The organism is Pseudomonas sp. GM79 (assembly GCF_000282495.1).
In the GTDB taxonomy this organism is placed as follows: domain Bacteria; phylum Pseudomonadota; class Gammaproteobacteria; order Pseudomonadales; family Pseudomonadaceae; genus Aquipseudomonas.
The window spans coordinates 1-23,349 of the sequence record NZ_AKJE01000092.1 but is presented as its reverse complement, the minus strand read 5'-3'; the positions used below and the strand labels follow the sequence as shown (position 1 = coordinate 23,349).

19 protein-coding genes are annotated in these 23,349 nt (G+C 58.5%); 9 read left to right on the top strand and 10 right to left on the bottom strand.

What is annotated here, in order from left to right; genetic code table 11:
• The coding region (locus PMI36_RS32145) for a hypothetical protein (RefSeq protein WP_238543596.1) at positions 1 to 228 on the top strand (228 nt) is incomplete at its 5' end.
• 68 nt (positions 229 to 296) lie between these two features.
• Here the strand turns inward: PMI36_RS32145 and PMI36_RS05545 are convergent.
• The 8 genes from PMI36_RS05545 to rfaH all read right to left on the bottom strand — a co-directional run bounded on the left by PMI36_RS05545 (position 297) and on the right by rfaH (position 9,469).
• Positions 297 to 1,409 (bottom strand): glycosyltransferase, encoded by a 1,113-nt coding sequence (locus PMI36_RS05545; RefSeq protein WP_008074826.1) that lies wholly within the window; start codon positions 1,407 to 1,409, stop codon positions 297 to 299.
• The gene (locus tag PMI36_RS05550; RefSeq protein WP_008074824.1) at positions 1,406 to 2,485 is read right to left on the bottom strand and encodes a glycosyltransferase; all 1,080 of its coding nucleotides are present in this window, start codon (positions 2,483 to 2,485) and stop codon (positions 1,406 to 1,408) included. The genes PMI36_RS05545 and PMI36_RS05550 overlap by 4 nt, the downstream gene beginning before the upstream one ends.
• A 23-nt stretch (positions 2,486 to 2,508) precedes the next feature.
• On the bottom strand, positions 2,509 to 3,216 hold the full coding sequence (locus PMI36_RS05555) for a WecB/TagA/CpsF family glycosyltransferase (RefSeq protein ID WP_008074822.1): 708 nt from the start codon (positions 3,214 to 3,216) through the stop codon (positions 2,509 to 2,511).
• A gap of 29 nt (positions 3,217 to 3,245) precedes the next feature.
• Positions 3,246 to 4,637, bottom strand: coding sequence for an undecaprenyl-phosphate glucose phosphotransferase (locus tag PMI36_RS05560; protein WP_008074820.1), 1,392 nt, complete (start codon positions 4,635 to 4,637; stop codon positions 3,246 to 3,248).
• A gap of 139 nt (positions 4,638 to 4,776) precedes the next feature.
• Positions 4,777 to 7,023, bottom strand: coding sequence for a GumC family protein (locus PMI36_RS05565; protein ID WP_008074818.1), 2,247 nt, complete (start codon positions 7,021 to 7,023; stop codon positions 4,777 to 4,779).
• Between the two features lie 2 nt (positions 7,024 to 7,025).
• Complete coding sequence (locus tag PMI36_RS05570; protein ID WP_008074817.1) at positions 7,026 to 7,559, bottom strand: polysaccharide biosynthesis/export family protein; 534 nt, start codon at positions 7,557 to 7,559, stop codon at positions 7,026 to 7,028.
• A gap of 12 nt (positions 7,560 to 7,571) precedes the next feature.
• On the bottom strand, positions 7,572 to 8,726 hold the full coding sequence (locus PMI36_RS05575; RefSeq protein WP_008074816.1) for an outer membrane beta-barrel protein: 1,155 nt from the start codon (positions 8,724 to 8,726) through the stop codon (positions 7,572 to 7,574).
• Positions 8,727 to 8,947: 221 nt separating this feature from the next.
• Entirely contained in the window at positions 8,948 to 9,469 is a 522-nt protein-coding gene (gene rfaH, locus PMI36_RS30960; protein WP_081499303.1) for a transcription/translation regulatory transformer protein RfaH, read from the bottom strand.
• Positions 9,470 to 10,169: 700 nt separating this feature from the next.
• Between rfaH and PMI36_RS05580 the strand changes: the two genes are divergently transcribed.
• From PMI36_RS05580 to otnI, 8 genes are all read left to right on the top strand, one after another.
• Positions 10,170 to 12,296: a TonB-dependent siderophore receptor gene (locus PMI36_RS05580; protein WP_008074814.1), complete on the top strand. Its 2,127-nt coding sequence runs from the start codon at positions 10,170 to 10,172 to the stop codon at positions 12,294 to 12,296.
• Between the two features lie 119 nt (positions 12,297 to 12,415).
• Positions 12,416 to 14,539 carry a TonB-dependent siderophore receptor gene (locus tag PMI36_RS05585; protein WP_008074813.1) on the top strand — a complete coding sequence of 708 codons (2,124 nt, stop codon included), beginning with the start codon at positions 12,416 to 12,418 and terminating at the stop codon, positions 14,537 to 14,539.
• A gap of 501 nt (positions 14,540 to 15,040) precedes the next feature.
• The gene (locus tag PMI36_RS05590; RefSeq protein ID WP_008074812.1) at positions 15,041 to 15,745 is read left to right on the top strand and encodes a FadR/GntR family transcriptional regulator; all 705 of its coding nucleotides are present in this window, start codon (positions 15,041 to 15,043) and stop codon (positions 15,743 to 15,745) included.
• A gap of 41 nt (positions 15,746 to 15,786) precedes the next feature.
• Positions 15,787 to 16,692, top strand: coding sequence for an L-threonate dehydrogenase (ltnD, locus tag PMI36_RS05595; RefSeq protein WP_007906163.1), 906 nt, complete (start codon positions 15,787 to 15,789; stop codon positions 16,690 to 16,692).
• Between the two features lie 10 nt (positions 16,693 to 16,702).
• Positions 16,703 to 17,995, top strand: coding sequence for a 3-oxo-tetronate kinase (gene otnK / locus PMI36_RS05600; protein WP_008074811.1), 1,293 nt, complete (start codon positions 16,703 to 16,705; stop codon positions 17,993 to 17,995).
• Positions 17,996 to 18,003: 8 nt separating this feature from the next.
• Positions 18,004 to 18,642 carry a 3-oxo-tetronate 4-phosphate decarboxylase gene (gene otnC, locus PMI36_RS05605; protein WP_177319504.1) on the top strand — a complete coding sequence of 213 codons (639 nt, stop codon included), beginning with the start codon at positions 18,004 to 18,006 and terminating at the stop codon, positions 18,640 to 18,642.
• A gap of 184 nt (positions 18,643 to 18,826) precedes the next feature.
• Positions 18,827 to 20,287, top strand: coding sequence for a GntP family transporter (locus tag PMI36_RS05610; protein WP_007906158.1), 1,461 nt, complete (start codon positions 18,827 to 18,829; stop codon positions 20,285 to 20,287).
• A 21-nt stretch (positions 20,288 to 20,308) separates the two neighbouring features.
• Complete coding sequence (gene otnI / locus PMI36_RS05615; RefSeq protein WP_008074809.1) at positions 20,309 to 21,091, top strand: 2-oxo-tetronate isomerase; 783 nt, start codon at positions 20,309 to 20,311, stop codon at positions 21,089 to 21,091.
• Positions 21,092 to 21,095: 4 nt separating this feature from the next.
• On the opposite strand, the gene PMI36_RS05620 is transcribed toward otnI, so the two are convergent.
• Positions 21,096 to 21,914, bottom strand: coding sequence for a DeoR/GlpR family DNA-binding transcription regulator (locus PMI36_RS05620; protein WP_008074808.1), 819 nt, complete (start codon positions 21,912 to 21,914; stop codon positions 21,096 to 21,098).
• A 90-nt stretch (positions 21,915 to 22,004) separates the two neighbouring features.
• Positions 22,005 to 23,228 carry a DUF3422 domain-containing protein gene (locus PMI36_RS05625; RefSeq protein ID WP_008074807.1) on the bottom strand — a complete coding sequence of 408 codons (1,224 nt, stop codon included), beginning with the start codon at positions 23,226 to 23,228 and terminating at the stop codon, positions 22,005 to 22,007.
• Positions 23,229 to 23,349: the final 121 nt, after the last annotated feature.

The following is a 23,349-nucleotide window of genomic DNA, read 5'->3' as shown; positions in this document are numbered from 1 at the left end:
TCGGCCTCTGGGAAAGGGGCAACAGATCAAGATCAAAAGCCGAAGCAACGGCAACGGCAAGATCAACAGCTTCGCGAGCAAGCCCGCTCCCACAGTTGGACGGGGTACATCCGGGAGAGATTGGTCGGCTGTCAGATCGTCATCGCAGGCAAGCCAGCTTCCACAGGGATGATGTGCATCTGCAAGAGACTGGTCGGCTGTCAGGCCGCCTTCGCAGAGCCGCCATGACCGCAGCAACGGATATGTACCCCCTCAAAATCGGCCTTACCCTGCACAGCACCAGCCTCGGCGGGGAACTAGTTCAAAACGCTCCCTAGCATGGCATCGAGATAGGTCTTCGCCGCGCAGGCGTTCACGAAACGGGCAGCGGCATCGATGCGTGCCTGACGGTTTGCATCACGCGGCAACGTCAGTTCCACGGTGATCGCCTGTGCCAGTGCATCAGGGTCGTCGACCGCCACCAGCGGGGCGATCGCGCCATTGTCGAGAATCTCTTGCGGGCCGTAGGGGCAGCGGGTCGATACCACCGGGGTGCCCGTGGACAGAGCCTCGACCAGCGCGTTGGGGCTGCCCTCGAAACGCGACGACAGTACAAAGCAATCGGCCGCTGCCACCTCCGCCAATGGATCGTTGGAATAGCCCGGCAGATCGAAGCGGTCGGCCACGCCCAGGGTGACTGACTGTGCCAGCAACTCGGCTCTGAGCGCGCCTTCGCCGAAAATGATCAATCGAACACCGGGATCGGCTAATCGGGCAAAGGCATCGAGCAATACGTCAAAGCCTTTTTGCCGTGCCAGGCGACCTACGGCGACAATTACCGGGGTGGTTTTTTTCGACAGCCAGCGGTGGTTTGGACGTCCCGGCGCCTTGTCGCGAAAATCGTTGTCGAGTACCGGGTTGTCAGCGATGGTGACATCCTGCGGGCGCGTGATGGTGGTGTCGACCAGGTCCTGAGCAACACCGCGCGAGACGCAAATCACCGGATTGGGAATGAGCCGATACAGCAGTGGTGCCAACAGATAGGCGATACGCACCATTAACGCGGGATTGACGTGTCTGTCATGGGAAAACGCGTTGCGTTCGCTGACATGCAGGCGCGCCAGCGTACCTGACAGCGCAGCCGCGGCGATGGCTACGACATTGACATGGGTGAGGGCGGCCAGTTGTGCGTCAAAGCGATTGTGGCGAAGAAAGCGTGCCAGTGCCGGCACTGCTCTGGAGCTGCGCGCACTGTGCAACTGCACCTGTTTGACTCGGGGGTCGAGGCACACCGAGTTCACACCCGTGCCGGTGAGCATCAACAAGGTCACGTCATTGCCTGCGTCAGTCAGCGCACAGGCGAGCCGCGCCATCATTTTTTCGGCGCCGCCGCCACTCAAGTCCTGCAGAATAATCAGCAGCCTTTTCATTGATTCCAAACCTGGTAATACGCTTGCGCGGCATGTTGACTGGTGTACTGTCGGACGGCTTCAGCGGCCATTTCACCGCGTGGCGTCGCCTGGCTTGGCGAGATCAGGCTGCGCAACATCCCTTCGGCCAGCGCCGGTACATCATTGACCTTGACCAGATCGCCAAGGCGGCCGTTATCAAGCAGTTCCCGGGGCCCGGTTTCACAGTCGCAGGCCAACACAGGGGTGCCCAGCGCCAGAGCTTCGATCAGCACGGTCGGCAAGCCCTCATGAAACGAACTCAGGATCAGCAGTCTCGCCTGTCTGATAAAAGGGTAGGGATTGCTCAGGAAACCGGTGAAATGCACACGTCCCTCGATGCCCAGGCGGCAGGCCTGTGAGGTCAGCGCGGCGAGTTGCGGGCCATCGCCGATGATCACCAGGTCCGGCAGCGCGGCGCTGCGCAAGGCCATGGCATAGGCATCGAGCAGCAGGTGGAAACCTTTCGGTTCTATCAGCCGTCCCACTGCCAGCCAGAACTGCGCCGGCAAACCGGTGGACATGGGCGTCTGTGCGGCACTGAGCAGTTGCTCAGTGACCACTGCATTGGGGCAATAACGAATGCGTTCGCGACCCCAGGGCACCAGGTCAGAGAGGGACTGGCGCAAGCCGTTGGAAACCGTCACTACCTGGCCGTTGCCGCAGAGGTACAACGCATAGAGCAGGCGCAGGGTGGCGGGGCTGATTTTTTGTTCACCGCAATCCAGTGCTGCATGACGGCTATAGATGACCTTGCATGGGCTACCCAAGGTGGCAAACCAGGTGCAGAGGTTGGCTTGTTCTTTGGCGGCAATGAGGTGGGTCACTTGTTCGCGACGAATAATCCGGCGCAGCAATACGATGGACTTGAGCAGGCCGACGATTCCATTGCCGCCGCCATTGAGCGTGGCCGTTCCTTCATCGTCTGGCGTGTCGCCATTCATAACGAAATAACTGACACGCTGACCATCTTTCAGAAACTGCCTGGCCAGGCGTTGCTGGACACGCTCGAGGCCACCATCGGGCTTGAAGTCCTTGAGGGTGAACAGGATATGCATGGTCGTGGCTCGGTACTGGATGTTCAGGGATAAGTGATATTGATGGTCACTTTTCGCCGGATGATCATCACCAACAGATGAACAAAATTGGTCGGGTAATCGATCAGGTAGCGTTTGATGGTGTGCGGTTCGCGGTACATCCGATAGAGCGCGCGCAGATGCAGGCGGTTGATCAGTACAGGGTAATAATTGTGCGTCGCCGTCGCTTCTTGGCGAATGAAACCGCCACAGGTGAATGCCACACCGTTGAAGCCGGCACGCAGGGCATCCTGCTCGAACTGTTCCTGAAGCCCGGCGCCCAGGCCTACGATCAGGATGTTCGCTTCACTGCGGCAGATGTCTGCCAGGATGCACGTGGCCTGTGCTGCATCGAAATAGCCATTGTGATGACCGGCGATAATCAGGGCGGGGTAGCGAGCCTTGATCTTATTGAGGAACAGGTCCAGTTCGGCTTGAAGGGCACCGACAAAATAGAGGCGCTTGCCGTGTTTCTCGGCATAGCTGAACACAGGATCGGCGATGGACGTGAAGTCGAAGCTGACCCGGCCGATCGTGCGCCCGGTGATGCGCGACATGAAGGTCGACATCAGCATGCCGTCGCAAAAATAGGCGATGGAAGTCGGGGGCCGGTCGAGCAGACTGCCGACGGACGCAAAATTGATGAAGGAAAATGCCTGGTTGGCGTCCAGCAGACTGGGTGCGTAATGCCCGATTAATTCCAGGTCTTTCATTGGCGGAGTCCCAGGGTCAACCGACCCTATTAATAGATGTCTTTTGAGGACAACGTAAAAGGCGTCTTGACCAGAATCTTGATGTCCAGCCACAGCGACCATTGGTTGATGTAGTTGAGGTCCTGGGCGACGCGCTGCTGCATTTTTTCCAGCGTCTGGGTTTCACCTCGATGCCCGGTGATCTGGGCCAATCCGGTGATGCCCGGCTTGAGGCGATGACGGGCCATGTAGGCGCGGACTTTGCCGGTGTAGTAAATGTTGTGCGTGACGGCGTGCGGTCGCGGGCCGACCAGGGCCATTTCGCCGAAGAGCACGTTGAACAGTTGTGGTAGTTCATCGATGGAACTACGGCGCAAAAAGCGCCCAAGCGGAGTGATGCGGTCATCATCGCGGGTGGCCTGACGCACTTCGTTGTCGTCGTGCACACGCATCGTCCGGAACTTCCAGACCTTGATCACCTCAGCGTTGCAGCCGTATCGATTTTGTTTGAACAGCACCGGGCCGGGCGAAGAAAGCTTCACGGCGGCCGCCACGATCAGCAGCAAAGGGCTGAGCACAATAATGGACACGGCGGCCAGGCTACGTTCAAACAGTTCTTTGCAGAGCAGGCTGCCGGGGTGCGAACTGATCAGGCTTTCATTGAGGTAGATGGCGGGCATTCGCTCTATTTCCGAGATCGAATGATTGAGCAACACCATGCTGCCGAAATCCGGGATCCAGACCACGTCGACATTCACGTCCAGAAGATCGATGTACAGCGCCTCGATGATGGCGGCGTGTGCCATCGGCAAAACGATATAGACGCGGCGTACGTGCAGGCGGGTGATGATTTCGCGAACCTCGTCGATACGCCCCAGCAGCGGCAGAATGCTCGGGGCCGGGCCGGTGTGGTCGGCGGTTGCGATAAAACCCAGCAGCGGTACGCGATTGCGCCTGGACAGTTTTCTCGCCAGCGTATGTGCGGTCGGACACGTCCCGATGATCACTGCGCGGCGCTCGTTGCAGAGCTTGTGTGAATGCAGGCGGGCCAGGTAATGCAGGGGCAAAAAGCTCGCCGCCTGGATCAGGTAACCCAATACGGCCCAGACGATGATCACCTGACGCGAGAAAATCACGCTGGTCTGGGTGACGAAAGCAATGCTGATCAGCACGGCCAGCAAGATCATCCAGGCCGCCAGCAGCCGAGCGAGCCCTGACAACCACTCATGGCGCTTGTGGTAAACCTGCATCACGCTGTAGATCGGCACCGAACCGAGCACGGTGAGAATCATCAGCACACGGTATTCACTGGTCAGGCTGCCGACGCGCCAATGCACCAGCAACATCAGCAGCAGGTTGACCAGACTGAGCGCGCACAGCCATTGGCCCCAGAAGGTCAGACCTCGGCGGCGCGTCATTTGAGCGGCGTAGAGCGATGTCATCGGCGTAACCTCCGGGCATGGGTTGGACATCGGCGGCAAATTGCACGCCCTCGTTCCAGCACGCTGGTATAGCTCGACTGGGTAAAGCCACTTTTGGTAGATGTTTGAAAGGGACTACGGGTGAGACAGACGCAAGGTTCTACCTGGACAGGTAGTCATAGTTCTGGAACGTATCGGAATGGCTGTAGCCTTGTTTGCGGGCCTTGCTCAGGTCAACCTGGTTAAGCACCACACCGAACACCGGCGCATGGCACTGCTGCAGGTTCGCAAGGCACTTTTGTACCTCGCTGACAGGCGTGCTTTGGGCCTTGATTACGTAGATCACCGCGTCCGAATGCTTGGCCAGCAACAGTGCATCGCTGACCATTTGTGCCGGCGGGGAATCGATGATGATGCGTTGATACCGCGACTTCAGCGCCTCAAGCATGGGGGCCAGGCGCGACGAACCCAGCAGATCCAGCGGTGGCGGCGACAGTTTTCCGGCCGGCAGCATGTCGAGGTTGCCGACAGAACGGATACAGTCCTCCAGCCGCGCAGTGCCCGCCAGGACGTTGGCCAATCCCGGGCTGTCTGCCGGGAAATCGAAGTTGAGCGAGAGGCTGGGTCTGCGCATATCGGCGTCGATCAACAGGACACGCTCCAGCTTGGCAAGTGAGTAGGCCAGGTTGTTGGCGATGGTGCTTTTGCCTTCTTCGGCCAAGGTCGAGGCAACAAGTACCACCTGTGATGGCATGTCGCCGCCGTGCAGCATCAACCAGGTGCGCAGGTTGCGAATGGTCTCGCAAAAGCGCGGATGGTCGTTGTCATCGAACAGTCGCGCGAGTTGCCGGCGGCTTTTCCTCATGACCAGCGGCACTACGCTGAGCAGGGGAACGTCAAGCGTACTTTCAATGGCTTCGTCGCTCTTGAAGGTTTTGTTCAGGGTTTCGGACAGCAATGCCAGCGCTACCCCGATCAGCGCAGCCACGACGGCGACAATCGCCAGAATCAGTGTTTTACGCGGCTTGCTGGGTTCCAGAGGAACAATTGCAGGGTCGACGATGCGTGCCTTGGTGGAGTCCATGTCTGAGGTGGCCGCGGTTTCTTTCAAACGGGTGATAAAGGTCTCATACAGCGCGCGGCTGCTGTCGACTTCACGCTGGAACTCACGCAGTTGAAACTCCTTGCGCGAAATATCCTGTAGCTGCGCCTTGTTGCTGTTGAAGGATTTGCGCAGTGAATGTTCATTGGCTTGTGATAGCTGATATTCACGCTCGATACCGGCAACCACCTGCTGAACCTGCAAGCGCAAACTGTCGGTAGCCGTCCGCAACTCGGCACGGGCGGCAGCAAGGGTCGGATGTTTTGGACCGTAGCGCCCGGACAGCTCCTCGACCTTGGCTTGGGCCTTGGCCTGTTGCGCCTGGAATTTCTGCACCAAAGGGTTACTCAAGACAGCCGGCACACTGGACAGCTTGCTCAGGTTGCCATTGCTCAGGGCCTGTACCTGGCGGAACTGGCTCTCGGCTTCTGCCAGATTACGACGGGCATCGATCATGCGATTGCCGGTCAATTCCAGTTCATTGGCGCTGATGGTGGCGACACCACCGACGTCGACCAGGCCTTGTGCTTCCCGGTAAGCCTGAAGTTTGTCTTCGGCACTGCGCAGGTTATTGCGCAACTCGATCAGGCGTGAGTTCATCCAGCTGGTATTGGTCAGCGAGGACTTCAGGCTGTTATCGAGCTGGCTGTCGATGAAGCCTTGGGCAATCGCATTGGCGGTAGCGGCCGCCAAACCAGGGTCGGGCAGTTCCACTTCTATTTTGATCAACTGGCTCTTGCCGACGAATTTGACGCGGGTCTGCCGCATGAGGTTCTGTGTGACCTGATTGAAGACCTCGGCCTCGGAGGGCACAACTTGCATCGGTGCCAAACGGCCCAGTACTGGCAGCCACTGGCCAAGCTCAAGCGTTGCCAACCATTTGCGCGGCGCAAACCATGACTGCGGTTGCTGGCGTGGATCAGTGACCGGGTGCGTGGTCAGGTTCAGCTTTCTGACTGCGCGCTCAGCGAGATCGCGCGATTGCAGGAGCGCCAATTGTGTCTGCAAATAATCGACGGTACCGGCGCTCGAATCCGTGACTTGCTGGAAGGCCAACAACGGTGGCGTTTTCTCTTTGATCAGCAACGTGGTGCTGCCGATGTACTGCGAGGGAATGAACGACAGCGTAACCATCGCCAACACACAGCCAAGCACTATCAACCAGCCGATTTTCCAGTGGGCACGCCAGATCACCCTCCAGTATTTGAGCAGGTCAATGGTGTCCTTTTCCTCGCTGTACTGCTGATGCTGCGGCACATGCGCCTGGAGCGGACGTTCGACATAGAGGCTAGGGCTATTGTCCATGATTAGAAAAAGCCTTGTGCAATGGAGATGGTGTCACCGGGGCCGATGGCAGTGCTGCGCGTGATCTTGTCGGTCAGCGGTGGGGAGCCATCGCCGCGCACAATGGTCACCCGCTTGATCGAGGCTCGTTCGGTCAGGCCGCCGCCCAGGGCGATGGCTTTCTCCAGCGTCAGCCCCGGTTCGAACGGATAGCTGCCGGGTTTCTGGACCTCTCCATTGATGTAGAACGAGCGGTAGGCGATCAGGTTGAGGCTGACCTTGGGGTCGACCAGATAACCTTGCTTGAGCCCGTCGACGATGAGTTTTTCTACCTGCTGGGGCGTGAGTCCCTTGGCGGCAATGTCACCCAGAAACGGATAGGAAAACATTCCGGCATCGTTGAGACGGATTTTTTCGAAGCTCAGGTCCCGCTCACCGAACACAGTGATACGCAATACATCGCCGGCTGCCAGTTTGTACTGGGCGCCGGTGTCTGCTGCAAAAGTCACGGGCAACAGCCACGGCACGAACAACAAGCCAAGCATTCGCGAGTTCATGGGGAAAACCTCTTAGAGACTTACGTTGAAGCTGAGCAAGAAGATGTTGCGTTCAAAACTCTGATTGTCGGTATCGGAGTCATCGTTGCGGTAGCGATAGCCCAGCTCGATATCCAGCCAGCGGCGCATTGCGTATTCCACGGCGAGGTTGTAGTCACGAAGGTCGTCGGTGCGGTCCTGCCCTTCGTACTCGTAACGGCCAAGTCCGACTTCGGCCACTGTGGTGATGCGTTCGGTCCAGCCATGACGCCAGCCGACCAGAGCCGTGGTGGTCTTGACGGCATCAGCACCGTCGTCGCCCTCGGCCATGGCCTGGCGGGCAACAAAGGAGAAGGTCGAATAGGTGCGTGGTTTCCAGCGCAGATCCACTTGCCAGGTCGGGTTACTGAGGTCATCGACATCGCTGTCGTCGAAGTTCTTGCGCTCATAACCAACACGGACTTTGCCGGTGGTGCGTGCGGTGAAATCCCATTCGGCACCGGCGAGGACCGCATCGGATGTGCTATTGAGACGGCTGTTGGACTCGTAATCAAAGACGGTGTGGTCGTATTCCAGTAATCCACGTGTATTGCTACCGATGCGGTGGTACCACGTGGTGGTCAGGCCAGTGGTATCGCGCTCTTTGTCGTCGTTGATGCCACCTGAGTTGTCGTAGCGAAGTTGGGCGTAACTGGCGCCCAGATCAATCTGATTGGCAGCGCTCCTGGCGCCGTAGGTATAGAGACCGTTGACGCGGTTACTGCGAATCTTGTCATTGATGCCATCGACAGCGGTCGACGTTGTACGCTCATATTTACGTGTTTCCGCATCAAGTTTCAGTCGATGGCGGTCGGTGAATTCCATGATGCTATTGAGGCGCAAGCGTTGCGCCGTATTCGAGGCATCCGAGTCGTCATGATAAATGTACCGGGTAGGCTGCCAGATGAGTCGGGTAGCACTGTTGCGGTCTTCAGCCTTGAGTTCGAAAGTGGGCGCCACTTTAGTCACCATCGAAGACTGCGCCCGCTCCAGTTCGCGGAAATTGTCATCATAACTTTCTGAAAACAGCAGAGTAGGGGTGAAGTCGAACCCATAAATATCAATGGACTGGGGATCAAGACTCCAGGCCGTTCCGGGACACAAATAGATCATGAACAGTGCGAAAGGGCCGCGGGTCTTGAGAGTCATATCATTGCTCCAAGGGGTGAGTTCAATGACTATAGACCGGAAAAACAGTGGGTAAATGGGGCTGTGTAATGCCGGTAGCAATCAATAATTGGTCGGGCAGGGGGTTTTAAGTTTAATTGGGGTGGGGTTAAATAGTTAATTCTGGTGCTGGAAATAACAGGCTCTAATTTGAGTTGCGCAGCTTGTTGTAAGATGCAGAAGTTAAAAAGGCAATGATATATTTATAGATAAGGCCGAGATCGTGCAATGTCAGTTAATGGCACGCGGACCTGATGCTCTCTATTCAAAAAGTGAAGAAGAATCATGACTCGTTCATCACCTAACATGCTCAGGAAAATACCTTCCAGAGTCGACAGTGGTCCTCGGGTTATTTGCAGCGTATCCCCAGGTTGGAACGGTTGAGAGGCGTGCATTACGGGTGGTTTAAAACACCGGGCCCGCAGATGCTCGATGACATCGTCCGGGACTATTGCCGGGCCGTGATTGAAGTCGACGATGCGGCTGACACCGCGGGTAGAACGCAGGGGCGCCCATTTGTCGTCACGGCTCAGATGAATGAAAAGATACCCCGGGAAGAGAGGTTCAAGCGATTGATTGGGTTTGCCATGAATCAGGCGCTCGCTAATAATTTGCGGGCAAAATATAACGTAATTTTGTCGCAATAAATTGATTTGCGCCCGTTCATCCTGACGCGGCTTGCATTGCAAAAGATACCAATTGGAACCTTGGGTACTCGTCAGCATTCTGGCAAGCTCCGGAATATGGGTTAAGCATGCCTGTTCACGCATCAGCAATGCCACTGCCCCTCCAATGAACGCTTTAGAGTAGGTGGAATTGCGAAAGTGTTAAGTCATTGGAACAGGTGTGTCAATAATGAAACATGTAATGGGCAAGTAACGATAGAGCACCAAAGTCAATAATTTGGCGTGAGCGCCGCGCAGCTAGTTCGCTTTGTCGGACGGCGCTCAAATAGAACTCTTGATCGAAAAGTGTAAAGGTTACTTAACGCTATCAGTGATATCGATGTGTCATCAGATCGTTGCGATGGGCAAAGCTACCGCAGGGTCCGAACTCTCGGTCCTATGAAAAATAAACACTGTCTATCGTGAACTTAATCGCTGGGGGCTGACGTATATCTATTAAAGGAATTACATCTTTTTATACGTCGACCCTGTTAGGTATCGACCACTCCAGACGGCCTGTCAAATGTCACTAGTCAAAAATATAGCCTTCTGTCCAATAATCTATTAAAAGCCCTCAAGCCGTTGTTTTAACGGGCCATTTTTTTTGACACACACAGAGTACTTGCTGAAACCGACCGGCAGACAACACACAAAACCCTCCTGAATCAAAAGCGGGCAGATGGCCGTCAAGGGTATTTACTGAAAATAGATCGCACAATACAATGAGAATCGTTACTACTAACTCATCGAGTGCGACGTCTTGAGCCAGCCCCACCCCTTTGCCCGCCGCAAGATCTTCATGAAACGCGCGTTGCCGACGCTCTCCTGCGTTATGTTCACCAGTCCTCTGTGGGCACAGGCACCCCTCGAACTGCCGACCACTGATATTCAGGCGAGCCGCGTCAGCCAAGACACGAGCTACACCACTTCTCACGCCAGCACGGCAAGCAAAAGCAATGTGCCGATCAAGGAAGAGGCGCAATCGGTCAATGTGGTCACCCAACAGACCCTGGCTGACTATCAGGTGCGCTCGCTGGACGACGCCATGAAGTTTGTCAGTGGTGTCAGCCAGGGCAATACCTTGGGCAACTCGCGCGATTCCCTGGTCAAGCGTGGTTTTGGCACCAACGACGACGGCTCGATCCTGCGCGATGGCGTGCGTTCCAATATGGGCCACAACTTCAGCGCCACCACGGATCGTGTGGAAGTGCTCAAAGGGCCTGCTTCAATGCTGTACGGCGCGCTGGAGCCCGGCGGATTGATCAACGTGATCAGCAAGAAGCCTGAATACACCCAGAGCACAACGCTCAGTGGCTCGGCCTATAGCGAAGGCGGCGGCACCCTGGCCGTAGACACCACCGGGCCTTTGGGAGACACGGGCCTGGCCTATCGCCTGATTGCCGAACGCGGCCATGAAGATTACTGGCGCAATTACGGTGTGAACGAGAGCACTCTGGTCGCGCCATCGCTGAGCTGGACCGGTGATCGCGCCAGCCTGACCCTGAGTTACGAATACAACGATTATTCCAGCCCTTTCGACCGCGGCACCGTGTTCACCAACGGTCATCCGGCGGACATCGACTACGACAAGCGTCTCGACGAACGCTGGGCGAAAAGCGTCGGTATCCGTGAAGTGGCCACCGCGCGTTTCGAGTATCAGCTCAGTGACGATTGGAAAACCCGCGTCACCTACGGCTGGAACAACGACCGCTACAGCCTCTCGATTGCCCAGCCGAATTCGTTGACCGGCAACAATCTGCGACGTGCAGCCAACGGTGCTCATTACGACGATGAAACCCGCTACGCCAGTTGGGATTTCATCGGCCAGCAGGAGCTGTTCGGCCAACGCCATGACCTGCTGATCGGCGCGGATACTGAAGCGTCCGACCAATTCCGTGGCAAAACCTACCGTAATACCCCGCGGTCAGGCTTCGACATCACCGCGCCAATTTATGGGCGTTTGGCCGAGCCCAGTCTGGTCAGTGCCACGCAAAGTGATCTGAGCAATCAGCTGACCTCCAGCTCCGTGTACTTCAAGGATAACTGGCACCTCGATGACCGCTGGATCCTGGTCCTCGGCGGTCGTCAGCAGCATTACGATCAGTACAGCGATCAGGGCCGAGGCAGCAGCTACACCGTCAACCGCGACGATAATGGCGACGCCTTCGTGCCATTTTTGGGCCTGGTCTACAAAGCCACCGATACCTTGTCGCTGTATGGCAACTACAGCCGTTCGTTCAAGCCCAATACCGAAGTCGACGATGCCGGCCACACCTTCGATCCGGAGGAGGGCCGCAGCTACGAAGTCGGTGCGAAGTACGACCCGCTGCCGGGGCTGAACATCAACCTTGCGCTGTTCGACATCGTCAAGAAAAACGTCGTGACCAGCCAGTCGATCGGTGGCGTCAGCCTTTCGGAGGCGGCGGGCAAGGTCGGTTCACAGGGCCTGGAACTGGACATCACCGGGCGTGTGGCCGAGCGCTGGGACCTGATAGGCACCTACGCCTACACCCACACGGAAATCCTCGACGATCCGGATGACGAAGGTCATCGCCTTGCCGATGCGCCCAAGCACACCGCGAGCCTGTACCTCACCCATCACCTGAACGTTCCCACGGAATTCGGGGCCTGGCATACCGGCGCTGGCGCACGTTACGTCGGCGAGCGCGCGGCCAACAACGCCAACGACTTCTGGCTGAGCAGCTACACCGTGGCCGATGCCTTCGTGCGTTGGGAAGCGCCGATGTTCGGCTACAAGACTTCGCTGCAATTCAACGTCGACAACCTGTTCGACAAACAGTACTACCCGTCCTCTACCGGCACCCAACTGGCGGTCAATGTCGGCGAGCCGCGCACGGCACGCCTGAGCGCCAGTGTGACGTTCTGATCCTTTTGCATTGAGACGCCCCCGTTTCGCTGGTTTTGTACCGGTCGGAACGGGGGACGCCTCACTCTTTCTTCGCCGGGTTCCTGATGTGCCCGGCATCTTTCTCAGGTTGTATGTCGATGCGTCGAACTCTCGTTTCTCTGTGTGTGATCCAAGCCATTTCCCAGACCACCTGGGCTGACCAGGTATCGACTGATCCTGCGTCAATAGAGTTACAAGCGATCGATATCAACGGCACATTCGAAGAGCAGGCCCAGGGCCCGGTTCAAGGGTATCGAGCGACTCGTTCGGCCAGTGCGACGCGCACCGACACTCCGATTCATGAAACCCCCCAATCGATCAGCGTGGTCACCCGGGATGTCGTGGAAGACCTCGGCGCCACCCGCCTGCAAGACGCTCTCGATTATGCTGGTGGCGTGGGCCGTGCGAACAATTTCGGCGGCCAGGGCCTGACCACGTTCACCGTGCGTGGCTTTACCACCGGTGAGTTCTACCGCAATGGTTTCCCGATCAACCGCGGTTATCCGAACATGCCCGATGCCAATACCATCGAGCGTCTGGAGGTCCTGCGCGGGCCAGCCACCACGCTCTACGGCCGTGGCGATCCGGGCGGCACCTTCAATGTGGTGTCTAAACAACCTCTGGCCGAGCCCACTATCACCCTGGGCAGTCAGCTCAATGATCAGGGCATGCGTCGCGCAACGATGGATGCCTCAGGGCCGCTGGACGATGAAGGGCGACTGGCCTACCGGCTGAACGTGATAGGCGAGGGTGGCGACACCTTCCGTGATCATGTCGAAAACGAGCGTTATGGTGTGGCGCCGGTCCTCGGCTGGCAGGTCAACGACACTACCCGTATCACCTTCGAAGGCGATTTCATGCGCAACAACGCGCCGCTCGATCGGGGCGTGACCCGCTATCGCAATCAGATCGGTGTCGCGTCGCGGGATACTTTCTTTGGTGAAAAGGATATCGGCAAGCTGCACAACGACAACAACATGGCGCAACTGCGTTTCGAGCATTTCCTGAACGACAACTGGACCTTGGGCGGCGGCACGCAATTTCTCGACGGCAGCCTGCAGGGCAATGCCATCGAAGCCAACGGTGTCGCTGCCGACGGCCGAACGCTGGGACGCAATTTCAACTACCGCAAGCTGGAGTGGCGTGACCTTGATGTGCAGTTGAACCTGACCGGGCATTTTTCCACCGGTGGATTTGATCACACGTTGCTCACGGGCATCGAGTATGAGGATTACGATTACAAGTCGATCATCCGTCGCTCCAGTGGCGCGGTGAATGCCTACCCCATCGATATTTTCAAACCGGTCTACGGCCAGACGCGCCCGGCGTTGACTCGCACCACCACCCACGATCAGGAAAACCTCAAGACTTATGCCGCTTTCGTGCAAGACCAGGTGACCCTGGCCGAGGGGTTGAAAGCTTTGGCTGGCGTGCGTTTCGAACGTTTCGAACAGGATTACGACAGTTACCTTGTCAACGGCACGAGCTGGACCAACAGCGACAACGCCGTCACTCCGCGCCTGGGGCTGATCTACGATCTGACCCCGACCGTGGCGATCTATGCCGACACGGCGCGCTCCTTCAAGCCCAACAACGGTGCCAGTCGAACGGGCGGCGGCTTCAAACCTGAAGAAGGCAAATCCTACGAGGTGGGCGTCAAATGGCAGGCCCTTGATCGTCAGCTAAGCGTGGATGCCGCGGTGTATCAGATCGAAAAACGCAACGTCCTGACGACAGATCCGGTGGACTCGACCTTCAGTGTTGCGGCGGGTGAAGTGCGTAGCCGTGGCTTTGATCTGAACGTGGCCGGCAACCTCACCCCGGAATGGCGCATGATCGGTGGCTACGCCTACGTGGATGCCGAAGTCACCCAGGACAACGTGCTGAAGTCGGGCACCCGCCTGGTGAACATTCCGCGCAACAGTTTCAGCTTGCTGAACGTCTACGAGTTTCAGGACGGTGGCCTCAAAGGACTGGGCCTGGGACTGGGCGCCAAGTATGTCGACGAGCGCGCCGGCCAGACCGCGGCCAATGCCTTCTCCATGGATAGCTACAAGGTGTTCGACCTGCTCAGCTTTTACAAAGTCAACGAGCACCTGCGGCTTAACCTTGACCTGAAGAATGTGTTCGACAGCCACTACGATGAAGGCGCCTTTGGCAACGTTTACGCCTATCCGGGCGCGCCGAGAACCCTGCAGGCAGGATTTTCATACACCTTGTAGAGAGCGCTTCAGGGCACACTTTTATAGAGCACCACACGAACAACCTGCACCAGTCGGAGGCGACGTCATGAACGTTCGCCTTCAGCTTCGAGAAAGGGTTGCCTGATCATTCGCTTTTCCAGCGACGCCCCCGTCTGCATTCGCAGCCCTCGGTCAATGACGATCGATTGGGAATGAACTGTGGCGAGGGGCTTGCCCCCGTTTGAGTGCGTAGCGCTCACAAAATCTTTGCTACACCAGAGATTTTCAGGACTGCTTCGCAGCCCAACGGGGGCAAGCCCCCTCGCCACAGGGCATTACTCAAATCGCCCCACCGACTCATTCCTCGATAACAAACACTCCTGTCAATTGGATCCCACTGAGCAGTGGTTGTCCGTTCCTTCAGTTGGCATGTTAAAAAATGTTATTTTAAAAAAAGACTTCACATAATCCGTTCATTGGGGGATTATCTGCTCAACCTGTATGACAACCTGATAACAAGACAAAAACAGGATGGCTCCGATGTTCGACAAGGTCCCGACTCACGTGCTGAGTGACAGCGTCGCTCAGCAGCTGCTGGACAAGATTGACAGCGGTGTGTTCGCCACCGGCAGCAAACTGCCCAGTGAAGCCATGCTTTCAGAAGCGTTCGGTGTCAGTCGCACCGTGGTCCGTGAAGCCATTTCCCGTCTCAAGAACGAAGGCGTGCTGCAGCCTCAACAAGGGCGCGGCATCTTCGTCACCGCCAACGCCAACATCCGCCCGCTGCGTATCGATTACGCCGAAGCCAATCTGCCCGGCAGTGTCTTTCACCTGTTGGCGCTGCGACGTGCCATTGAGGCGGAAATCGCCTGCGAGGCGGCGCTCAATCGCAGCGAGGCCGATCTGGTGCAGATTGACGAGGCGCTGGCACGCATCGATGAAGAGGTGGATGAAGGGCAGGACGGTGTGCGCGCCGATGTGGCTTTTCACCGTGCCATCGCTCAAGCCACGGGCAATCCCTACTTTCTCAAGACCCTGGAGTTCGTCAGTCAGTACCTGGAGGCCGCGACCCGCATCACCCGCACCAACGAGGCGGGCAGGGCGGATTTCTCCCGTCAGGTGCATGAAGAACACCAGGCGATCGTGGCGGCCATTCGGCTGCGCGATCCGCTCGCCGCCGGGCATGCCGCCCGTGCCCATATCTACAACGCGGCCCGCCGCCTGCGCCTTGCCGGCGTGGAATAGGCCGCTGTTTTCCTCATAAGCCGGTCACTAAGGAGTACCCCATGAATAACAAAAATGTCGGTGTTGTCGGTCTGGGCGCGATGGGCCTGGGCATTGCCCGCTCACTGTTGCGCAGCGGCTTCAATGTGCATGCCTGTGATGTGCGTGCGGCGGTGACTGAACAGTTTGCTGGCGAGGGCGGTGTGGCGTGTGCTTCACCCGCGCACATGGCTGCAGAATGCGACGTCATCATTACCGTGGTGGTGAACGCCGAGCAGACCGAAACCGTGTTGTTTGGCGAGGGTGGTGCCGTTGCTGCGTTGCGCCCTGGCAGCCTGGTGATCGGTTGCGCAACTGTCGCGCCCACCTACGCCGTGGACCTGGGCCAGCGCCTGACCGCGCAAGGTTTGCTGTACCTGGATGCGCCGATTTCCGGTGGCGCGGCCAAGGCCGCTGCCGGTGAAATGACCATGATGACCTCTGGCCCGGCCGATGCTTATGCCAAGGCCGAAGCGGTCCTCGCGGGCATGGCCGGCAAGGTCTATCGCCTGGGTGACACTCATGGCCTGGGTTCGAAGGTCAAGATCATCAACCAGTTGCTCGCCGGGGTGCACATCGCTGCGTCTGCCGAAGCCATGGCGCTGGGTCTGCGTGAAGGGGTCGATGCCGATGCGCTTTACGAAGTGATCACCCACAGCGCCGGCAATTCCTGGATGTTCGAAAACCGCGTGCCGCACATTCTCAAGGCCGATTACACACCGTTGTCCGCGGTGGATATTTTCGTCAAGGACCTGGGCCTGGTGCTGGATACCGCACGGGCCAGCAAATTCCCGCTGCCGCTGTCGGCCACCGCCCACCAGATGTTCATGCAGGCTTCCAGTGCAGGTTTCGGTCGTGAGGATGACTCGGCGGTAATCAAGATCTTCCCCGGCATCGAGTTGCCGACTGCCAAGACTGAGCCGGTTTGAGGAACGCCCAATGAACACAACCACCGCACGCCCATTGCTGGGTTGCATCGCCGACGATTTCACCGGTGCCACGGACCTTGCCAACATGCTGGTGCGCGGCGGTATGCGCACCGTGCAAAGCATCGGCATTCCGAGCAGTGAAGTGGCTGCCGGGCTCGATGCCGATGCGATTGTCATCGCGCTGAAGTCGCGCACCATTCCCGTCGCCGAAGCGGTCGAACAATCCCTTGCAGCGCTGGCCTGGTTGCGTGAGCAAGGCTGCGAGCAGATCTTTTTCAAGTATTGCTCGACGTTCGACTCCACCGCTGCCGGCAACATCGGCCAGGTCAGCGAAGCGCTGCTGGCGGCGTTGGGCAGCGATTTCACCTTGGCGTGCCCGGCGTTTCCGGAAAATGGCCGGACGATCTTTCGCGGCCACCTGTTTGTGCAGGATCAACTGCTCAACGAGTCGGGCATGCAGCATCACCCACTGACGCCGATGACCGATGCCAACCTGGTTCGGGTGTTGCAATCGCAGACCGGTCTGAACGTCGGCTTGTTGCGCTACGACACCATTGCCCAAGGGGCCGAGCAGGTGCGTGAGCGCATCGCAGAACTGCGGGCTCAAGGTGTCGGCATGGCGATTGCCGATGCCTTGTCGGACCGCGATCTGTACACCCTCGGTACGGCCTGCGCTGATTTGCCGTTGCTGACTGGCGGTTCGGGGCTTGCATTGGGCTTGCCGGAAAATTTCCGTCGCGCCGGCAAACTGCGTGACCTCGATGCCTCGAAACTCCCGGCGGTGTCCGGCGGAGAAGTGGTGTTGGCCGGCAGCGCTTCGATCGCTACCAATGGGCAAGTGGCGGCCTGGCTCGAAGCCGGTCGGCCGGCGCTGCGGATTGATCCGTTGGCCCTGGCTGCCGGGGAGCCGGTGGTTGCCCAGGCTTTGGCCTTCGCCCGTGATAACGAACAGACCGTATTGATCTACGCCACCAGCACCCCGGACGAAGTGAAGGCGGTGCAACAGCAACTCGGCGTCGAACGGGCCGGTACCTTGGTGGAGAATGCGTTGGGTGAGATCGCTCAGGGCTTGCGCCAGAGCGGCGTACGACGCTTCGTGATCGCTGGCGGTGAAACCTCGGGCGCCGTGGTTCAGGCGCTGGGTGTGCAGCTGCTGCAGATCGGCGCGCAGATCGATCCGGGTGTGCCGGCGACGGTCAGCAGCACCGATGAGCCTCTGGCCCTGGCGCTCAAATCGGGCAACTTCGGTGGTCGGGATTTCTTCAGCAAAGCCTTGAAGCAACTGGCCGGGGATGTGCAATGAACGGTGCAGTGAGTAATGAAAATGCCCTGCGCGAAGAAATCTGCCAGGTCGGCCGCAGCCTTTATGAGCGCGGTTACACCGTCGGCAGCGCTGGCAACATCAGCGCGCGTCTGGATGACGGCTGGTTGATCACACCGACCGATGTCTGCCTCGGCCGCCTCGACCCGGCGACCATCGCCAAGGTCAATCTGGCCGGCGAATGGGTGTCCGGTGACAAGCCCTCAAAGACATTGGCGCTGCATCGCCAGGTCTACGATCGCAACCCGGGCGTCGGTGGCGTGGTGCATACCCATTCCACCCATCTGGTGGCGTTGACGCTGGCCGGTGTCTGGCAGCCGGACAACATCCTGCCGCCGCTGACGCCGTATCAGGTGATGAAAGTCGGGCCTGTCCCGTTGATTGGTTACCAGCGGCCCGGCTCGCCGAAGGTGGCCGAACAGGTCGCGCAATGGGCCAACCGCGTTCGCGGCGTGATGCTCGAACGGCTGGGGCCGGTGGTTTGGGAAAGTTCAGTGTCCAGGGCCAGCTACGCCCTGGAAGAACTCGAGGAAACTGCGCGGCTGTGGCTGATGAGCAATCCCAAGCCCGAACCGCTCGATCAGGCAGCGCTGGACGAGCTGCGAGTGACTTTCGGCGCGCACTGGTAGAGCTCTAATTTTTTAACACGATAGACCGATAAAGCAGGCCCTGTTCGGGAGACGCGCAGCGACTTCCCACGCTCCCGGCTTGCCTGAAAAATACAATAACAAGAGGACATCCAGGCATGACTCACCTTCACTGCGACATTTTCAGAACAACCCTTTCGTTCACCCGATGTGGAGGGCTTCTGAAATGAGCCCGTTAATCTTGATGGTTACCGCGGGGCTAGGGATCGCTCTGTTGTTGTTTCTGGTGCTCAAGTACAAGTTTCAGCCCTTCGTGGCCTTGATGCTGGTGAGCATTCTGGTGGCGCTGGTGGCCGGGGTGAAACCGGCTGATCTGGTCGCCACCATCGAAGGCGGCATGGGCAAGACCCTGGGCCATATCGCGATCATCATTGCCCTGGGCGCGATGATCGGGCGAATCATTGAACTCTCCGGCGGTGCCGAGGCGCTGGCCAAAACGTTGATTACCCGGTTCGGCAACCGTCGCACGCCACTGGCGCTGACGATTGCCGGGTTCATGGTCGGGGTGCCGGTGTTTTTCGAGGTCGGGGTGATCATCCTGATGCCGCTGGCCTACGGCGTCGCTCGCAGTGCGCGTAAGCCGCTGTTGGTGTTCGCGCTGCCGATGTGCGCTGCATTGTTGACCGTCCACGCCTTTTTGCCGCCACATCCGGGGGCGGTGGCCGCTGCCAGCCAATTGGGTGCCGACCTCGGTCGCGTGTTGATGTTCGGTCTGCCGATCACGGCATTCCTTTGCTATGTCGGCTACCGCGTGGCCGGGCGCATGACCCGTCGGGTGTACCCGATGACCGACGATATTCGTGCCGAGGTCTATGGCCCGCATGTCACCAACGAGGATCTGGCTGCCTGGTCCAATGGCAACGACAAGAGCCCTGAACGAGCGGCCGTGGCCGCGTCTCACATGGGCCTGGAAGAAGCCACCAGCAGCATCGTCTCCAAGTTGCCGCCGGCTCCACCACCGGGTTTTGGTCTGATCGTCAGCCTGATTGTGTTGCCGATCATTCTGATTCTGCTGGGGACGCTGTCGACCTCGTTGCTGCCTGCCGACTCGGTTCTTCGCGGCATCATGACCGTGCTCGGCGCGCCGCTGGTGGCGCTGCTGATCGATACCTTGCTGTGTGCCTGGTTGCTGGGTTCGCGTCGGGGCTGGAGTCGTACTCAGGTGTCTGACGTAATCGGCTCGGCCTTGCCTGGCGTGGCCATGGTGATCCTGATTGCCGGCGCCGGCGGTGTGTTCGGCAAGGTGTTGGTCGATACCGGAATCGGCGCGGTGGTCTCCGATATGCTGCGCACCACCGGTCTGCCGGTACTCGCGCTGGGCTTTCTGCTGACCATGCTGTTGCGTGCGGTTCAGGGGTCGACCACGGTGGCGCTGGTGACCACCGCCGGCATTATCAGCCCGCTGATCGCTACCCTCGATCTCACGGCGAATCACATGGCCCTGTTGTGCCTGGCCATGGGTGGTGGCGGGTTGGCCATGTCCCATATCAATGATGCCGGTTACTGGATCTTCACCAAACTGTCCGGGCTGAACGTGGCCGATGGCTTGCGCACCTGGACGGTGTTGACCACCTTGCTCGGCACGTTGGGTTTCGGTATTACCTTGTTGATCTGGCCGTTTGTCTAACCTTCTAACCAAGGAGCTACCATGCCTCGTTTTGCTGCAAACCTCAGCATGCTCTATCCGGAACATGAGTTTCTGGACCGCTTCGCCGCCGCTGCCGCCGATGGTTTCGAAGCCGTGGAATACCTGTTTCCCTACGACTACAGCGCCCAGGAACTCAAACAGCGCTTGAACGATAACGGCCTGGTGCAGGCCCTGTTCAACGCACCGCCCGGCGATTGGGCGGCGGGCGAGCGCGGCACGGTGTCGTTGCCCGGGCGGGAGAGTGAATTTCGTAGCGGTTTCGATCGCGCGCTGGAATACGCCGCGGTGCTGGGCAACTCGCGCATCCATGTGATGGCCGGGCTGCTGCCGTCGGAAACTGATCGCCCTCGGCATCACGGCGTGTACCTGGAGAACCTGGCCTATGCCACCGCGCAGGCCGCCAAGGCTGGCATCACGGTGCTGCTGGAACCGATCAATACGCGGGACATGCCGGGCTTTTTCCTCAATCGCCAGGATCAGGCCCAGGCCATCTGCAAGGAAGTGGGCGCCATTAACCTGAAGGTTCAGTTCGACTGCTACCACTGCCAGATCGTCGAAGGGGACCTGGCCACTAAACTGCGTCGGGATTTCGATGGCATCGGCCATATCCAGATCGCCGGTGTGCCGGATCGACATGAGCCGGACTTGGGAGAAGTCAATTACCCGTATCTGTTCGAGTTGATCGACCAGTTGGGTTATGACGGCTGGGTAGGGTGCGAATACCGGCCGCGTGGTAACACATCGGCCGGCTTGCAGTGGCTGCGGGACTGGAAGGCGCGCTAACGCCTTACACGTTGTTATCGCCGGGCAACAGCAGTTCCACCCCCTGCTTGCGGATGCTATCGGCCGCGGCAGGGGTCAGCGCGTCGTCGCTGAGGATGATGTCGAACTGCTCGAGCCCGGCGATCCTGTACATGCTGAACGTGCCGTACTTCGAACTGCTGGCCACCAGCACCATTTGCGAGGCCGATTGCATCGCGACCTGCTTGACCTCCACCTTCAGCGCCGAAGGCGTGGTGAGGCCGCGACGCAAATCCCAGGAACTGGTGGAGATGAACGCGATATCGGTGACGATCTGCCGCAAGGTGGCCACCGCCAGACCGCCCACGCACGATTGATTGGAGTGATCCAGTTGCCCGCCGGTGTGAATCACCGTGACATGGGGTGCATCGATCAACGCCTGGACAATCCCGAAGTCGTTGGTCACCACAGTCATGCCCGACAGCGCCTTGATATACGGGACGATCTCCAGCGTACTTGTCCCCGCATCCAGATAAATCGTCATATCGGCATGCAGTAGCCGCGCGGCCAGCTTGGCCATCGCCTGCTTCTGCGGCAACTCGACCACCGCTTTGAACTGATGGCTGGGCTCGCTATGGAGCTGGCTGGCGATTCGCACGCCACCGGTTACCGAGTAAGCACGGCCTTCCTGTTCCAGCAGCGCGATATCGCGGCGGATGGTCATGTGCGAACAGTCGAACATTTCCATCAACTGATGAACGCTCAGCACCTGATGCTTGCGCAACTGGCGCAGCATCAATTCACGGCGCTGTTCAGGGATCATCGGTGCGCCGCTTTCGGCGGCGATGTCCTTTTGACTAGGCATTCGGGCTCCAGAATGAGATATCCGCAGACAAGGAAAGCGGGGCAAACATAGTAGCGAATCTACGGCTAGCGGACGAGTTGTTGCGCAGTATCAGTGCTCTTTGGCCTTCCTGATCCTGATCAAAATAAACAGCAGGACGCAGAGCGCGAGCGGAGTCATGGCCAGCAGGGCGTCTCTCGCGGAAATGTCCGCTCCCATGACGTGCAGCCCCGAGTAGAACAGCTTGAACAGGCTCAACAAGTAATAGGTGATGGCGATAATCGACAAGCCTTCGACGGCGCGCTGGATTTTGATTTGAGTATCGGCGCGGGCGTTCAGGCTCTTCAGGATTTCCGAGTTCTGCTCTTCCATTTCGACCTGCACACGGGCCTGCAACAAGTCCCCGAGGTTGGCCACGCTTTCGGCCAGTTGCTCCAGGCGTTGTTCGGTGACGGCGCAGTATCTGACCGTGGGTTTGAAGCGTCTTTCGATGAAGATACCCAGTCGCTGGCAATCACCCACATGACTTTCGCGCAGTTCGCCCAGGCGTTCGAAAACCAGCTGTGCATAGGCTTGGGTGGCGCTGAAGCGGTGTCGGGTTTTTGCGCTGCTGCTGACCACTTGCGCCGACAGGTTGGCAATATCGGTCAGCAACGCTTTCGCATTTCCGGTATCGGGGCCGGCGTTACGTTCCGAAAGGTTGACCAGGGTCTTGTCGAAGACGTTGAGCTGAGTGCTCAAGGCTTTCGCGGTGATGAGTGAAAGCGAAGCCATCATTCGGTAGGTTTCGATTTCCAGCAGACGGCGGATCATTCGTCCCAGGCGATAGGCATTCAGGCGTTTGTTCACGAACAGAAAACGGTTGGTGCCATCCTCGCTCAGGCGAAAATCGCTCCAGACCGTCGCATCGCCACCGCCGATGCAAGAGCCGCTGGGATCCTTGAATCCATAAACGGACAGATCGCCGGAAAAAGACGTATCGGTGCGCACCACAATCTGCACAGCGTTGATCACGTGCTGCATGAAAGGCTCGACCCGGTCCATCAAGGCCCTGGGTGGCGGGCTCCAGCATGGTTCCTGACTGGAGGAGGGCACCACCAGCGTCAGCGTCAGGAACTCGGCGTGCCGTTCCCACTTCAAGGCATGGCCCTCCAACTCGGTGATGCCCTGAGCCGCTTCCGGGTCGACCGGGCCGGGGCAGCAGCGACTCAGCAGGGTGTCGCACTGCCCGTCATTAGCCAGAAACGCCAAATGAAACACGTGGGCGGGCTCATCGAAATACAGAGACGGGCGCGCGTGCAACTCGTTGTGCAGGATCAGTCTTTGCGGATGCATGCTGTTTGGGCCATGTTGGAGTTGTTTGTTCTTGGGACTGGGTGCCCCATTCCTGAGTCACAAACAAAACCGGCGATCGACCAATGCCAGTCAGCCAAGCCGCAATCCCTGTGGGAGCGGG

What these genes read in the sequence shown, in the direction of transcription:
- PMI36_RS05550 (WP_008074824.1), bottom strand. Translation starts at nt 2,485, where the DNA reads ATGCATATCCTGTTCACCCTCAAGGACTTCAAGCCCGATGGTGGCCTC.
- PMI36_RS05585 (WP_008074813.1), top strand. Translation starts at nt 12,416, where the DNA reads ATGCGTCGAACTCTCGTTTCTCTGTGTGTGATCCAAGCCATTTCCCAG.
- otnI (WP_008074809.1), top strand. Translation starts at nt 20,309, where the DNA reads ATGCCTCGTTTTGCTGCAAACCTCAGCATGCTCTATCCGGAACATGAG.
- PMI36_RS05625 (WP_008074807.1), bottom strand. Translation starts at nt 23,228, where the DNA reads ATGCATCCGCAAAGACTGATCCTGCACAACGAGTTGCACGCGCGCCCG.
- PMI36_RS05565 (WP_008074818.1), bottom strand. Translation starts at nt 7,023, where the DNA reads ATGGACAATAGCCCTAGCCTCTATGTCGAACGTCCGCTCCAGGCGCAT.
- PMI36_RS05575 (WP_008074816.1), bottom strand. Translation starts at nt 8,726, where the DNA reads ATGACTCTCAAGACCCGCGGCCCTTTCGCACTGTTCATGATCTATTTG.
- PMI36_RS05620 (WP_008074808.1), bottom strand. Translation starts at nt 21,914, where the DNA reads ATGCCTAGTCAAAAGGACATCGCCGCCGAAAGCGGCGCACCGATGATC.
- PMI36_RS05555 (WP_008074822.1), bottom strand. Translation starts at nt 3,216, where the DNA reads ATGAAAGACCTGGAATTAATCGGGCATTACGCACCCAGTCTGCTGGAC.
- PMI36_RS05570 (WP_008074817.1), bottom strand. Translation starts at nt 7,559, where the DNA reads ATGAACTCGCGAATGCTTGGCTTGTTGTTCGTGCCGTGGCTGTTGCCC.
- rfaH (WP_081499303.1), bottom strand. Translation starts at nt 9,469, where the DNA reads ATGCTGACGAGTACCCAAGGTTCCAATTGGTATCTTTTGCAATGCAAG.
- PMI36_RS05590 (WP_008074812.1), top strand. Translation starts at nt 15,041, where the DNA reads ATGTTCGACAAGGTCCCGACTCACGTGCTGAGTGACAGCGTCGCTCAG.
- PMI36_RS05560 (WP_008074820.1), bottom strand. Translation starts at nt 4,637, where the DNA reads ATGACATCGCTCTACGCCGCTCAAATGACGCGCCGCCGAGGTCTGACC.
- PMI36_RS05610 (WP_007906158.1), top strand. Translation starts at nt 18,827, where the DNA reads ATGAGCCCGTTAATCTTGATGGTTACCGCGGGGCTAGGGATCGCTCTG.
- PMI36_RS05545 (WP_008074826.1), bottom strand. Translation starts at nt 1,409, where the DNA reads ATGAAAAGGCTGCTGATTATTCTGCAGGACTTGAGTGGCGGCGGCGCC.
- otnK (WP_008074811.1), top strand. Translation starts at nt 16,703, where the DNA reads ATGAACACAACCACCGCACGCCCATTGCTGGGTTGCATCGCCGACGAT.
- ltnD (WP_007906163.1), top strand. Translation starts at nt 15,787, where the DNA reads ATGAATAACAAAAATGTCGGTGTTGTCGGTCTGGGCGCGATGGGCCTG.